The 13,907-nt window shown below is 67.3% G+C and carries 11 protein-coding genes and 1 pseudogene; 5 read left to right on the forward strand and 7 right to left on the reverse strand.

All coding sequences use genetic code 11. From position 1 onward, the window contains the following. The first annotated feature begins 63 nt into the window (after positions 1-63). Positions 64-1,599, forward strand: coding sequence for a Do family serine endopeptidase (locus ACFE7F_RS14370; protein ID WP_375404548.1), 1,536 nt, complete (start codon positions 64-66; stop codon positions 1,597-1,599). 139 nt (positions 1,600-1,738) lie between these two features. Here ACFE7F_RS14370 and ACFE7F_RS14375 read toward each other — a convergent pair whose 3' ends face one another. The 6 genes from ACFE7F_RS14375 to queF form a co-directional block, all read right to left on the reverse strand. After that, positions 1,739-3,040 (reverse strand): homoserine dehydrogenase, encoded by a 1,302-nt coding sequence (locus ACFE7F_RS14375; RefSeq protein ID WP_375404539.1) that lies wholly within the window; start codon positions 3,038-3,040, stop codon positions 1,739-1,741. 115 nt (positions 3,041-3,155) lie between these two features. Beyond that, positions 3,156-3,752 (reverse strand): DUF1989 domain-containing protein, encoded by a 597-nt coding sequence (locus ACFE7F_RS14380; RefSeq protein WP_375404540.1) that lies wholly within the window; start codon positions 3,750-3,752, stop codon positions 3,156-3,158. Further along, positions 3,749-4,468, reverse strand: a complete 720-nt coding sequence (gntA, locus tag ACFE7F_RS14385; protein ID WP_375404549.1) for a guanitoxin biosynthesis heme-dependent pre-guanitoxin N-hydroxylase GntA — start codon at positions 4,466-4,468, stop codon at positions 3,749-3,751. Before gntA ends, ACFE7F_RS14380 begins: the two co-directional genes overlap by 4 nt. A gap of 117 nt (positions 4,469-4,585) precedes the next feature. Next, entirely contained in the window at positions 4,586-5,869 is a 1,284-nt protein-coding gene (locus ACFE7F_RS14390) for a glycoside hydrolase family 130 protein (RefSeq protein WP_375404541.1), read from the reverse strand. A gap of 37 nt (positions 5,870-5,906) precedes the next feature. Further along, on the reverse strand, positions 5,907-8,174 hold the full coding sequence (locus ACFE7F_RS14395; RefSeq protein WP_375404542.1) for a glycosyltransferase: 2,268 nt from the start codon (positions 8,172-8,174) through the stop codon (positions 5,907-5,909). Positions 8,175-8,291: 117 nt separating this feature from the next. Further along, positions 8,292-8,738, reverse strand: a complete 447-nt coding sequence (gene queF, locus ACFE7F_RS14400; RefSeq protein ID WP_375404543.1) for a preQ(1) synthase — start codon at positions 8,736-8,738, stop codon at positions 8,292-8,294. A 21-nt stretch (positions 8,739-8,759) separates the two neighbouring features. Between queF and ACFE7F_RS14405 the strand changes: the two genes are divergently transcribed. The 4 genes from ACFE7F_RS14405 to ACFE7F_RS14420 all read left to right on the forward strand — a co-directional run bounded on the left by ACFE7F_RS14405 (position 8,760) and on the right by ACFE7F_RS14420 (position 13,613). Next, on the forward strand, positions 8,760-10,322 hold the full coding sequence (locus tag ACFE7F_RS14405) for a cryptochrome/photolyase family protein (protein WP_375404544.1): 1,563 nt from the start codon (positions 8,760-8,762) through the stop codon (positions 10,320-10,322). A 28-nt stretch (positions 10,323-10,350) separates the two neighbouring features. Beyond that, entirely contained in the window at positions 10,351-11,190 is an 840-nt protein-coding gene (gene sseA / locus ACFE7F_RS14410; RefSeq protein WP_375404545.1) for a 3-mercaptopyruvate sulfurtransferase, read from the forward strand. 169 nt (positions 11,191-11,359) lie between these two features. Next, on the forward strand, positions 11,360-12,571 hold the full coding sequence (gene metC, locus ACFE7F_RS14415; RefSeq protein WP_375404546.1) for a cystathionine beta-lyase: 1,212 nt from the start codon (positions 11,360-11,362) through the stop codon (positions 12,569-12,571). A gap of 148 nt (positions 12,572-12,719) precedes the next feature. Beyond that, positions 12,720-13,613, forward strand: coding sequence for a TorF family putative porin (locus tag ACFE7F_RS14420; protein WP_375404547.1), 894 nt, complete (start codon positions 12,720-12,722; stop codon positions 13,611-13,613). Between the two features lie 172 nt (positions 13,614-13,785). On the opposite strand, the pseudogene ACFE7F_RS14425 reads toward ACFE7F_RS14420, so the two are convergent. Next, positions 13,786-13,907: pseudogene (locus ACFE7F_RS14425) on the reverse strand (DUF3035 domain-containing protein); the annotation flags it as partial.

The raw sequence follows: 13,907 nt of genomic DNA on the forward strand, positions 1-13,907 counted from the left end.
AGGCTGAACCGGCCACGCGCTAGGTTGCTTACCGAACGTCCGATCGAGAGGAACGCCATCACCGTGCGCTTTGCCTATGCCATCACCGGTGCCCTGCTCCTGGGCGGCGCGACCGCCACGATCGCGCTCCAGCCTTCAACCGCCCAGACCGCTCAGAACGAGCCCGGCATGATTCAATCCGCCGCGCCGCGATCCGGCGCGCCGATGAGCTTTGCCGACATGGTCGCGCGGCTCCAGCCCGCCGTGGTCAACATCTCCACCAAGCAGACGATCCAGGTCGCACAGCAGGCCAACCCATTCCAGGGTACGCCGTTCGCCGAGCTGTTCGGTCAGTTCGGCGGCGGGCAAGGCGGTCAGGGCGGCGGCCAGCCCCAGCGTCGTCAGGGTGCGTCGCTCGGCTCGGGCTTTATCATCTCAGCCGACGGTTATGTCGTCACCAACAACCACGTGATCGCACCCGGCGCTCGCGGCGCGAATGTCGACTCGATCACCGTGACGCTCCCCGACCGCAAGGAGTATACCGCGCGCGTAGTCGGTCGCGACCCCGAGTCCGACCTGGCGCTGCTCAAGATCAACGCCACGAATTTGCCCTTTGTCCGCTTCGGCGACTCGGCACGCACTCGCGTCGGCGACTGGGTGGTCGCGATCGGCAACCCGTTCGGGCTGGGTGGCACCGTCACCGCCGGCATCGTCTCGGCCGTCCACCGCGTGACGCAGGACGGCGCGCGCGAGCGTTTCATCCAGACCGACGCCGCCATCAACCAGGGCAATTCGGGTGGGCCTATGTTCGACCTGAACGGCAACGTGATCGGCATCAACAGCCAGATCTTTTCGCAGTCGGGCGGCAATATCGGCATCGGCTTCGCCATTCCCGCCGAGGAAGCCAAGCCGATCATCGATACGCTGATGAAGGGCGCGTCGGTACGGCGCGGTTATCTGGGCGTCGGCATCCAGCCGGTGGAGGATGACATCGCCGCCGCACTTGGCCTGCCGAAGGATGGGGGAGAGCTTATCAGAAGCGTCGAGCCGGGCGAGGCTGCCCAGCGTGCAGGCCTACGCGCGGGCGACGTCGTGACCCGCGTCAACGGGCGGGATGTCTCTCCCGACCAGACGCTGAGTTACTTGGTCGCGGCTGCAGCGCCGGGTGCGGCCGTCCGCCTGGACGTGATCCGCGACGGTAAGCCGCTGACGATCAATGCCATCGCGGGCACGCGTCCCTCGCAAGAGCAGATCGCTTCGCTCAATGGCGGTCCCGGGTCGGATGGCCTGCCTGAAGATGATGGCCCGGTGCAGCGTACGCCGGCGTCCAACCCGCTCGGGTTGAACGTCGTGCCGCTCACGCCGCAGATCGCGCGGTCGATCGGCGTCGACTCGACCGTCAGCGGCGTCGCGGTGGCGGGTGTCGATCCGTCGAGCGATGCCGCGCAGAAGGTGCGTCGCGGCGACGTGATCGTTTCGGTCAACCGCCAGCCCGTCCGCACCGCCGCCGAACTGAACGCAGCCGTCGCCGCCGCGCGTTCCAGCGGGCGCGAGCAGGTACTGCTCTACGTCCAGCGTCAGCGCGCAGGCGTATTCACGGCCGTCCGCCTCCGCGGCTGACGCGAAACAGCGCACCGTGAAAGGCCGTCGTCCGCATTCCGGGCGGCGGCCTTTTTGTTGGTTCCCGTTAAGAGAAAGTCGCTTTAGTTCCAATTTCCCGAGTCGTTACCGGGTGAATATTGGATTGGCCTCAACCCGCTTAGTCTAGGATGTGCATCAGCATCGGCCGTCCCGCCAAACTCTGCGATCCGCGCAGGCGCTCCAACGCCTCCGTCACGCATCGCTCCGGCCCCTCATGCGTGACGATCGCCACCAGCACGCTCCCATCCCATTGGGCACCACGCTGGATCAGGCTTTCGATCGACACGCCCGCGTCGCGCATGGCCGCCGCGATTTCGGCCAGCACCCCCACCCGGTCGGCGACCGTGAACCGCAGATAGGCGCGCCCGCGCCGTTCGCCGGGCTCCATGCGGACGGCGCGCGTGAGCATGTCCGATGGCATCGATAGCGGCGGGCCGACGTTCCCGCGTGCGATATCGATCAGGTCGGCCACCACCGCGCTTGCGGTCGGCCCTGCGCCCGCACCCGCGCCCTGAAACAGCAGGCACCCGACGAAGTCGCCTTCCGCGACCACCGCGTTGGTCGCGCCGCTCACATGCGCCAGCGGATGCGATATCGGCACCAGACAGGGATGAACACGCTGGAACAGAGCGCCCCCTGCGCTAAGCGCGTCCGTTTCCGCAATTCCCAGCAGCCGCACCCGGTAACCGAGCGCCGCCGCCTCGGCGATGTCGGCCCCCAACACGTGCCGGATGCCTTCCAGCGCCACGTCTTCGAACGCCGGCTCGGTTCCGAACGCCAGTGACGCCAGGATCGCCAGCTTGTGCCCGGCATCGACCCCGTCGATGTCGAAGCTCGGGTCGGACTCGGCGAACCCGATCGCCTGCGCCTCGCGCAACACCTCGTCGAAGTCGCGTCCCTCGCTCTCCATCCGCGACAGGATGAAGTTGCACGTGCCGTTGAGCACCCCGTAAACCTGACCGATCCGATTGGCCGCCGCGCCCTCGCGCAGGCCCTTGACCACCGGCACCCCGCCCGCGACCGCCGCCTCGAACCGGAGCGCGACGCCCGCCTGCTCCGCCGCTCGCGCCAACTCCAGCCCGTGATGCGCCAGCATCGCCTTGTTGGCGGTCACCAGCCCCTTGCCCGCCGCGAACGCCCCGCGCGCCAGCGCGAGCGCGGGCCCGTCCGACCCGCCGATCAACTCGACCACGACATCGACATCGCCCCGCTCGGCAAGCGCGCGCGTATCGTCCTCCCAGGCAAACCGCGACAGATCGACCTCGCGATCCTTGTGGCGATCGCGCGCCGAAACCGCGCTCACCTCGATCGACCGCCCGGCGCGCCGCGCGATCAGCTCGGCGTTCGCCTCGAGGACCCGCACGACGCCCGCGCCGACGGTGCCCAGTCCCGCCAGGGCTATGCGTAACGGTGCGGTCAAGACTTACCCTTCATTATGCCGGACTAGTTCCGGCATCCACCGCGGTGCGGACTCGGCAAGCTGACGAGATGCACAACGATGGACCCCGGAACAAGTCCGGGGTGACGACAAAGGGCTAAGCCGCCCGGTCCACCCGGTAATGGATCGGCTTGAACGTCCCTCCGTTTGAGTCCGGCGCGGAGCAGGCGGTCAATCCCACGATCAGATCACGCGCCGCCCGGAACACGATGCGATCCCCCGCTTTCGAAATGGGCGGTAGCACGCGCAGGCGACCCGTCTCGCCGTCCACGGGCACGTTCATGAAACAGTTGAACGCGCTCGGGATCGCGTCCACTTCGATCCCGTACGGCTCCAGCGCGGCCGCAAGATTGCCGAAGCATCCGCGATGCCGCGGCAGCTTTGGGTAGAAATGGTCGAATGTCGCGAGCGAGCATGGCGTCAGCAAGAAGTCGTGCCGCCCGACCGTGTCCTCGACGATCTCGAGCAGCACATTCGACCGGTTGGAATACAGCTTGTCGCCTGTCGTCAAATAGATGCGCTCGGCATAATCAAACGTCCGTCCCGCCGAGATCACCTCGCGCAGATCACCCGCGTCGAACGCCAACAGGTCAGCCACCTGCTCGCCCCGAGGATCGATCACCGTCAGCAGTTCGCCCGAGCGAAGCGTGAACGCCGTGCCGCTCCGCTCGGGTATCTCGACCGTTTCGCTCAATCGCCTGCGCCGGCATCTGCGCCCGCATAGCGAAACGGGCAGGCCCAATCGGACCCCACCGCACGCCCGCTATATTGCCGTGCCTCGCTCGCCTCGCCGTGACGCTGCAGCATCGGGTTACGCGATCCGGCCAATGCCTCGTCGCGCACCATGATCTTCTCGCGCATGCCTTCATACTTTCCCTGCGCGCGCAGGATTTCGAACTGGTCGTGAAGGTTGAACACCATGCAAGGCCGCGAGAACCGCCGCGCGGGCCGACTGGCGTTCGGGTGCAATCCGACGATGAAAAATGCCTCGCCTCCGAAACTGAGCGAGAAATGCGGGCTGTCGGGGTCGTGGCTGACCGTGTCGTCATAGGACTGGCCGCGCCACACGTCCTTGTTCGACAGCGACTGAACGCGGCTCCAGAGCGCCCGCTCGAACGCCGTTTCGCTCAGATCGTCCGGACCTTCAAATACGACCGCGAAACTGCGGAACAGCGTCGGCTCGCGGCGGTATGCCTCGGCTAGGCGCATCAGCCCATCATGGACGCGCAGATCGTCCCAAGCGGAGTCGATCGAGTTGCAGGCCAGCACCTCCAGCGTACCCTTGGCGAGCGCCGCCTTCGCACCGACGCACGGAAATGCGGCCTCGGCGACATGGGCGTGGAGCAGCCGCTCCAGATCGTCCTGCGCGGCGTGGGCCCAGGGAAACATTGGTGTGACGGGATCTAGCATGGCCATCGGAAACGGGTTTCCGAGACGGGCGTTCCCTCCGCTCATCTCAATCACAAATGAATATAACACAGGTGGTCGACGCTGCTGATCGGCATCAAGACGCCAGCGCCGCCCGTGTCACATCGCCGCGAGCAGATCCTCGATCGGCACGAAGGCGAAGCCCACCGATGAATCGGCGATGCCGTACGGCATGAACAACGTGCCCCCATGCCGGATCGCGCCGCACGAATAGACGACGTTTGGCACATACCCCTCGCGGTCCTGGTCCTTGGCGGCGAGCAGCGGCTCCTTCATCCGCCCGATCACCTTGGACGGGTCGTTCTTATCGAGCAGCGCCGCGCCGATCGAGTATTTCCGCATCGCGCCTACACCGTGGGTCAGCAGCAGCCAGCCCTCGTCCAACTCGATCGGCGGCCCGCAATTGCCGATCTGGACGAGCTCCCACCCGAACTCGGGTTTGAGGATCATCTCGCCGTCCTCCCAATGCGTCAGGTCGTCGGACTTGAGCAGGAACAGGTTCTCACCGTCCGACCGACCGATCATCATGTACCGGCCGCCGACCTTGCGCGGGAAAAGCGCCATGCCCTTGTTGCGGGCCGCGCCGCCCGTCATCGGCACCAGGTCGAACGCGCGAAAATCGCGCGTGCGCATCAGCTCCGATTGGATCACCGACCCGTTATAGGCGGTGTAGGTGCCGATCCACTCCGGCTCGCCGTCGTCATGGGTGAACTGGACGATCCGCAAATCCTCCAGGCCCTTGGTCTGCGCCTGCGTGATCGGAAAGATGACGGTGCCCGACAGGGTGGAGTCCCGGTGGCGGTGGACCGTCACAGGCCCGCTCGGCAGATCCTCGGCGTCGTGCCGGCCGTCCGTGTCGGTCGCGGTCGCGAAAGGCGGCTCGGGCGCGAGCAGCAACTCGTTCGCGTCGGTGATGATCGCCTCGCGGAACGCCACGGACGAGATGTGCCCCTCGCCCACCGCGCGCAAGCTCATCAGGATTCGCATCGATCCGGCCTGCATCCCCGACTGATCGAAATGCGGCACTGCGCTGGGATTCATCAGCGCGGCGGCGGCGTAGGAATATTCGTGGCAGAAATACGCGCCGATCAGCTGGCGCTTCCCGTCGCTGATCGCCGCGCCGTCGAGTTCCATCAAATCCTTGATCTCGTCGTAGCGCGTCATGAACACCCGCCGGGTCTGCCAGTGCCGCGCCTCGAAATCCTTGAGCACGATTTCCAGCAGCTCGTGCGCCTGCTCTTCCGTCATCGCCAGTACTTCGGCGACCAGCCGTTCGGTGCGGCTCGGACTCTCGCCGTTCTTGCGCCAGGCGATATGGAACGGGCGCACCACCACACGCGACGGGTCGGCATGCAGCCTCAAGCTGTGGTTGAACACGTCCATCGCGCTTGGGCGCCCCTTTACGAAACCATGCGGTCGCTCAGGCGGCGGCGCGGGGTGCCTTTGCCACGTCTCCCACGCCGATGGAAAGCGTCGTAATCGCACAATTGGCGAGTTGCAGCGCCAGGATCGATTCCGCGCCCTGATTGCGGTTCAGGCCGGTCGGCATCAGCCCGTCGAAGCATCCGCCGTCACCCGTTGACGCCAGCGGCAGGTCCAGGTCGTTCACCCCCAGGAACCAGCGATAGGCGCGCTCCGCCTCTTCGATCCAGCGCCCGTCGCGCGTCGCGGCGTATGCCGCCTTGCACGCGTCGATCGTAGCCTGCGCCTCGAGCGGCTGTTGATCGAACGGCAGCGGTTCGGCATAGACGCGGCCGAAGCTTTCCGAGCCGACCGCGCGGAACCGCCCCTCCGGGCTCGTCTGCTTGGCGAGAATCCAGTCCAGCGTATCGATCCCGCACGCGACAAGGTCGGCTCGTCCCAGCGCCATGCCCGCCCGGATCAGCGCCTGCGGCAGCCGGGCATTGTCATACGCCAGCACGATCTCGAACCAGCGCCATTCGGGCCGCCGCGCCTCCTCCAGCAACGCCAAATGCGCGTCGGGGAAGCGTTGCAGGATCTCGAGCGCGAGCCGGTGCCCGGGGCACGCCTCGAGCATCGCCGCCGCGCCGAGCATCGCAAAGGCCTGCGCGCGCGGGGAGCCAAGCTCGAACGATAGACTTGCGGTGGTGTCGAACATCCACACCGCCCAATCGCGGTGCTTGGCGAACTGCGCGTCGCGCGCGGTGACGCCGATCGCCCAAAGTGTTCGCCCGTTCGAGTCCTCCGACCCGACATCCTCGCACCAACTCCGATCGAATCGCATGAAGTTGCGGAAGCGGCGGACGTCGGGGTTCCAGGCATATTGCAGGAACGACGCGTAGATCGTGGTCCACTTGTCACGCGTCGCCGCATCGAGCTCGGGCATCTGCGTGGCCAGGATCAGCGCGCGGGCGTTGTCGTCGATACAGTATCCATGACGGCGATCGGGGATCGAATAGATCGCGTGCTGCAGCATTCCCGTGGCGTCGCTCATTCGCTCCACGGCCGCGAAGTCGGGGAGGAGCGGCCGTGTCGATTTGGGCGCTGCGATCCGGCTCGGGCGCGTCGCGACCGCGCGCTCCACCTCAGCCATGGTCGCCTCGGCGAGCTTGGGCCAGATCATCGTCCGCCCGCGGGCATAGACACGCGCGGACAACGCGTTCCGCTCCGCATCGTCGGACAGCAGCCGGTCGATCTCGCGCGCGAAACCGTCGGCATCCTTGAAGTCGACCAACACGCCGTGGCCGTCCGCCAGGATCTCCGTCGCATGGACGTACGGGGTGGACACCACCGGCTTGCCGACGCCCACCGCATAGGCGAGCGTTCCCGACGTGATCTGCGCGGGGTTCAGATACGGCGTCGCATAGACGTCGGCGGCCTGCAGTCGGTCCAGCAGCGTCTCGTTATCGACGAACCCGTCGACCAGGTCGAGATTGCGCTCGACCCCCAGCCGCGCGGCCTGCGCCTGCAACCGGTCGCGGTACGCCTCGCCCTCGTGCGCGACAAGATTGGGGTGGGTCGAACCCAACACGACATACAGCATGTCCGGGTGACGCTGGACGAGCTTCGGCAGCGCGTCGATCACCGTTTCGATGCCCTTGCCCGGCGACAGCAGGCCGAAGGTCAGCACCACCTCGCGCCCGGCCCAGCCGAAGCGATCCTTCAGCGTGTCCGGATCGACGAGCGCGCGATCGGGGACGCCGTGCGGGATGACGACCACCTGCCGCGAAGACGCGCCGTAAACGCGCTCCATTATTTCGCGCCCGCGTTCCGCCATTACGATCACGCGCGAACAGCGACGCAGCAGCGCTTCCATCACGCGCCGTTGGTCGTGGTCGGGCGTCTCCAACACGGTGTGGAGCGTCACGACCGCCGGCAACGTCGTCCGGTCGAGCAACCCGAGCAGGTAATCGCCGGCCGACCCGCCATAAATGCCGAATTCGTGCTCGATGATGATCGCCTTGGCGCCCGACGCCTCGATCGCGCGCGCGGCCTCCGCATAAGCGAGCGGTTCGTCCTGGGGAATCGCGGCGGTGACGGCGGGGGGGTAGGCGTAGCGGCCGGGATGGTCGTCCATTGCATACACGTCGACCGCCAGATCGGGGTAGCGCGCCCGGAGCGCGACATGCACGTCGGTGGTGAAGGTGGCCAGCCCGCACTTGCGTGGCAGGTAATTGCCGATCAACGCGATCCGATCGACCCCCGCGACATCCGCCGACTTGTTCATGCCCCTACCTTTGTTGACGCCGGTCGTGCGCGTAGCCCGACCGTCCGTTCATCATAACATGGATCCCGCCTGAAGGTTGCACGATTACGCTGCGGCGCGGCATGGATTGCGACGAGTTCAACCGCGTCCACGATAAGACGCGACACCTTGGTCGGGCAGCCAGAGATCGACAGGCGGAACGCCCGATTGCCAGAACACGTCGATCGGTATTCCGCCCCGCGGATACCAATAGCCACCGATCCTGAGCCAGGTCGGCTTCATCTCGCTCCACAACCGCTCGCCGATCCCGACGGTGCAGTCCTCGTGAAACGCCGCGTGATCCCGGAACGAGCCCAGGAACAGCTTGAGCGACTTCGACTCGACGATCGTCCCGCCGGGCGCGTAATCGATCACCAGATGCGCGAAGTCCGGCTGCCCGGTGACGGGGCACAACGACGTGAACTCAGGCACCGCGAACCGCACCAGATACGTTCGGCCCGACCGCGGATTCGGCACGTAATCGAGCACCGCCTCGCTCGGCGAACGCGGAAGCGAGCTGGTCTGGCCTAGGTGCAACTGGGTCATCGTCACCCCATATAAGCGACAATGCAGACCCCGCCAGCTTGCGGCACACTAGTTCCCGTTCTCGGCGACCAGCTCTCGCCCGCCCTCTCCTCCCTCAAGCGCCGCGACAAGGCCGACACCGTCGTGCTGATGATGGAGGTCGTCGACGAGACGACCTACGTCCGCCATCACCGGCGCAAGATCGCCTTCCTGCTGTCCGCGATGCGCCACCATGCCGAAGCACTTCGCGCCGAAGGCTGGACGGTCGATTACGTCCAGCTCGACGATCCGGACAATACCGGCTCCTTCACCGGCGAGATCGCGCGCGCGGTCGCCCGCTACGCCCCCGCTCGCATCGCCGCGACCGAGGCGGGCGAGTGGCGCGTCATGGCGATGCTCGACGCGTGGGAGACCTTGTTCGGCCTGCCCGTCGCCATCCTGCCCGATGACCGCTTCATCGCCAGCCACGCCGATTTCGACGCCTGGGCCGACGGCAAGTCGAACCTCGTCATGGAGTTCTTCTACCGCGACATGCGCCGCCGCACCGGCCTGTTGATGAACGGCAAGGAGCCCGAGGGCGACCGCTGGAACTTCGACAAGGAGAACCGCAAGCCCGCCGCGACCGACCTGTTCATGCCGCGCCCGCTCGCCTTTCCGCCCGACGCCGTCACGCAAGCCGTGCTCGACCTCGTCGCCGCGCGCTTCCCCGACCATCCCGGTAGTCTCGACGCCTTCGACTACGCGGTCACCGCCGAGCAGGCGCTGGCGCAGGCCGACACCTTCTTCGCGCAGGCGCTGCCCAAGTTCGGCGATTACGAGGACGCGATGCTGACCGGCGAGCGTCACCTCTGGCACTCGATCCTCTCGCCCTACCTCAACGCCGGCCTGCTCGACCCGCTCGACCTCTGCCGCCGCGCCGAGGCCGAGTACCGCGCCGGCCGCGCGCCCCTGAACTCGGTCGAGGGCTACATCCGCCAGATCATCGGCTGGCGCGAGTACATGCGCGGCATCTATTGGCGGGAGGGGCCCGACTACGTCCATCGGAACTTCTTCGACAACACCCGCAAGCTCCCGGCCTTCTACTGGACGGGCGAGACGGACATGCACTGCATGAAGGAGGCGCTGGACCAGACGCTCGACACCGCGCACGCGCATCACATCCAGCGGCTGATGGTGACAGGCAACTACGCGCTGCTGATCGGCGCGGACCCGTTCGACGTCCATCTCTGGTACCTCGAGATTTATATCGATGCTTACGAATGGGTGTCGCTCCCCAACACGCTGGGCATGAGCCAGTTCGGCGATGGCGGCCTGCTCGGCTCCAAGCCCTATGCGAGCTCGGGCAAATATATCGACCGGATGTCCGACTATTGCGGCCGTTGCCGCTACGACGTGTCACGGCGGACGGGCGAGGGCGCGTGTCCGTTCAATGCGCTATATTGGGATTTCCTAGCGAGGAACGAGGACAAGCTGCGCGGCACCCGCCGCCTGTCGATGCAGTACCGCACCTGGGACAAGATGGCCCCCGCCGAACGCGCCGCGACCCGCGCGCAGGCCGCGGGCCACCTCGCCTCCCTCGACGAAGCGGGCGCGCCCGTTTACTGACCGGCTCAAGCGAACAAGGGAGCATGATATGGACGCGTTGGTATCCACCGAGTGGCTGGCGGGCGAACTGGGCGCGAACGACCTGCGCATCGTCGATGCGAGCTACTTCCTCGCCGAACATGGCCGCCAGCCCGCCGCCGAATACGAGGCCGCGCACATCCCGGGCGCGGTGTTCATGGATTTGGCCGAGCTCGCCGATACCTCGAGCGACCTGCCGATGATGCTCCCGCGCGCGGAGAAGTTCGCCAGCCGCATGCAGTCGCTCGGGCTGGGCGACGGCAGCCGCATCGTCTTGTATGACGACTCGCCGCTCCACACCTCGGCGCGCGCCTGGTTCATGCTCCGCACCTTCGGGGCGCACGATGTCGCAATCCTGGACGGCGGCTTGGCCAAATGGCGCGCCGAAGGCCGCGAGACCGCGTCGGGCAAGGAACAGCTCCGCCACCGCCACTTCACCGTCTGGGCCGACGACAAGGGCGTCCGCACGCTGAACCAGATGAAGGCCAACCTCGACAGCGGGACCGAGCAGGTGCTCGACGCCCGCTCCGCCGCGCGCTTCACCGGCGAGGAACCCGATCCCCGCCCAGCCACCAGCGCCGGCCACATCCCCGGCTCGCGCAACCTCCCCGTCGGCGAACTGTTCGAAGCCGACGGCACCTGGAAGCAGGGCGACGCGCTCCGCTCCGCGTTCGAGGGGGCCGGCATCGACCTGTCCAAGCCGCTCGTCACCAGTTGCGGCTCCGGCATCACCGCATCCGTCCTGGCGTTCGGCGCGCATCTGCTCGGCAACGAGGCGGCGGTGTATGACGGGTCGTGGTCCGAGTGGGGCGCGGACCGCTCGACGCCCAAGGCCATGGGAGCCGCTTGACGCGGTGACGACCTTCTTCCGTTCGTCCTGAGCGAGTTCTCCTCCGTTCGTCTTGGGCGCACCTTTTCCCGTTCGTCCTGAGCTTGTCGAAGGATCGCTTTTTCTTCGGCTGTCGGCAGCGAGAAGAACGACCCTTCGACAAGCTCAGGGCGAACGGTAGAGGGAGGCGATGTCCGATCATTCAGCCGACGACCCCGCCGACCACCCTGTCGCCGACGCGACCCGCGTCGTCACCGCCGGACGGCGGGCCGAATGGACGAACGGGATCGTCAACCCGCCCGTCTGGCGCGCCTCCACCATCCTCTACGATACGGTCGCCGACCTGCGCGCCGGACTCGCTGGCGACAGCCACCACCGCCTGTTCTACGGCCGTCGCGGCACGCCCACCCAGTGGTCGCTCGCCGACGCGCTGACCGAGCTGGAGCCCGGCGCGGGCGGCACCTTCCTATACCCCTCGGGCGTCGCCGCCGTTGCCGCCGCGCTGCTGTCGGTCCTGTCGCCCGGCGACGAACTGCTGCTGGTCGACTCCGCCTACGATCCGACCCGCGCCATGGCGGACGGGCTGCTCAAGCGGATGGGCATCGCCACCCGATATTACGATCCGTCGATCGGCGGCGGCATCGCCGATCTGATCGGCGAGTGCACCCGCGCCGTGTTCCTCGAGTCCCCCGGCTCGCTCACCTTCGAGGTCCAGGATGTCCCCGCCATCACCGCCGCAGCTCGCGCGCGCGGCTGCGTGACGCTCCTCGACAACACCTGGGCCACGCCCCTCAATTTCCGCGCGATCGAGCACGGCGTGGACCTAGCGATCCTGGCCTGCACCAAATACGTCGTCGGTCATTCGGACGCGATGCTCGGCTCCGTCACCGCAACGCCCGAACTCTGGCCGCGGCTGCTGAGCACCAGCCGCCAGCTCGGCCAAGTTGCAAGCCCCGACGATTGCTGGCTCGCCAACCGGGGCCTGCGCACCATGGCGATCCGCCTGAAGCAGCATGAGGCTTCCGCGCTCCGCATCGCGCAGTGGCTCGCCGCTCGCCCCGACGTCGCCGAGGTTCTCCACCCCGCGCTTTCGAACCACCCCGGCCACGAGCTGTGGCGGCGCGACTTCACCGGCGCGTCGGGCCTGTTCTCGTTCGTCCTGCAGGGCGGCACCGACGCTGCCCGCGCCGCCCTCATCGACGGCCTGGAGCTATTCGGCATCGGCTATAGCTGGGGCGGCTTCGAAAGCCTCGCCCTCCCCGTCGACCCTCACCGCCACCGCAGCGTGACTAAACGCCCCCAGGTCGGCCCGATGGTCCGCCTCCAGATCGGCCTGGAGGATCCGGACGACCTCCTCGCCGATCTCGAGGCAGGGCTGGCCAGGTTCGCCGCCGCGACCTGACCGAACCGCACGAATGGGGTTGTGCGCCGCAGCGAGCCCTGTCACATTCCCGCCGTCGCACGATCCGGCGCGCGGGAGCCAACGCTCCAAGACGCGCCTACCGAGCGCCACGCAGGCGGGGACCTCGCTTCCTTTCGAAAGGGCTACGATGCGTCTCGTCACCACCGCCGCCGGCTTCGCGCTGGCGCTCCTCTCCGTTCCCGTCGCCGCGCAGGACGCGGCCGTGCCGCCCGGGGCCACCCCCTCGCCGCCGTCCGACACCGACCCGCCGGCGGCGCTGACCGTCACCGGTTCGGTCGGGCTCGTCTCCGACTACCGCTTCCGCGGCGTCTCGCAATCGGACGAGCAGCTCGCCGTACAGGGCGGCGTCACGCTCAACCACCAGAGCGGCCTGTATGGCGGCTTCTGGGCGTCGAACCTGGCCGGCTGGGGCACGTTCGGCGGGGCGAACATGGAGCTCGACCTGCTCGCCGGGTTCAAGTTCAAGCCGACCGAAGCCGCGACGGTCGATGTCGGCGTGACCTGGTACATGTACCCCGGCGGCTTCGACAACACCGACTTCTTCGAACCCTACGCCAAGCTGTCGGGCACCGCCGGACCGCTCTCGCTCACTGCGGGCGTCGCCTACGCACCCAAGCAGCAGGCGCTCGGCAACTACTATTTCAACGGTACGTCGGCGGCGAACGGTGTCTATGACGACGAAGGCGACACGAACGACAATCTGTACCTCTGGGGCGATGCCGCCGCCGGGGTGCCGGGCCTGCCGCTCACCGCCAAGGCGCATATCGGCTATTCGGACGGCAACCGCGGCCTCGGGCCGTTCGCGACCAGCGTCGCGCCGACCGGCAAGTACTGGGACTGGCTGGTGGGCGCGGACTTCGTGGTCCCCGGCACGCCGCTGACTCTGGGCGTCGCCTATGTCGACACCGACATTTCCAGGCGGGAGGCCGCCTACCTCCAGCCGAGCTTCTCCAAGGGCCAGGACGGCCGCGGCCAGATCGCCGACGCCACCGTGGTAGTCTCGCTCACGGCCGCCTTCTAATCTTTTTAATCCTCCCCGAACTCGTTCGGGGAGGGGGACCGCTCGCCCACTTGGGCGAGTGGTGGAGGGGCAATTCGGGCTGAGCCGTCGATGCCCCTGCCCCTTCACTACCGGCCCAAAAAGAGTCGGCGGTCCCCCTCCCCGAGCTAAGCTCGGGGAGGATCAAGGAAAGTCACCGAGGCGAAGGCGTAGCCGCCGGAGCCGGCGCGGTCCCACCCGCCGCCGCGCGCGCGTCCTGGCCGTCGCCCTCGGGCGCGGCCACGATGTCGCGCGTCGTCGATCCCTTGTCGACCA

Origin of the sequence: uncultured Sphingomonas sp. (assembly GCF_964235535.1) — a bacterium.
GTDB lineage: Bacteria > Pseudomonadota > Alphaproteobacteria > Sphingomonadales > Sphingomonadaceae > Sphingomonas.

Coding starts and splice junctions, on each gene's coding strand:
- gntA (WP_375404549.1), bottom strand. CDS start 4,468: ATGCTAGATCCCGTCACACCAATGTTTCCCTGGGCCCACGCCGCGCAG.
- ACFE7F_RS14390 (WP_375404541.1), bottom strand. CDS start 5,869: ATGGACGTGTTCAACCACAGCTTGAGGCTGCATGCCGACCCGTCGCGT.
- ACFE7F_RS14395 (WP_375404542.1), bottom strand. CDS start 8,174: ATGAACAAGTCGGCGGATGTCGCGGGGGTCGATCGGATCGCGTTGATC.
- queF (WP_375404543.1), bottom strand. CDS start 8,738: ATGACCCAGTTGCACCTAGGCCAGACCAGCTCGCTTCCGCGTTCGCCG.
- ACFE7F_RS14405 (WP_375404544.1), top strand. CDS start 8,760: ATGCAGACCCCGCCAGCTTGCGGCACACTAGTTCCCGTTCTCGGCGAC.
- sseA (WP_375404545.1), top strand. CDS start 10,351: ATGGACGCGTTGGTATCCACCGAGTGGCTGGCGGGCGAACTGGGCGCG.
- metC (WP_375404546.1), top strand. CDS start 11,360: ATGTCCGATCATTCAGCCGACGACCCCGCCGACCACCCTGTCGCCGAC.
- ACFE7F_RS14420 (WP_375404547.1), top strand. CDS start 12,720: ATGCGTCTCGTCACCACCGCCGCCGGCTTCGCGCTGGCGCTCCTCTCC.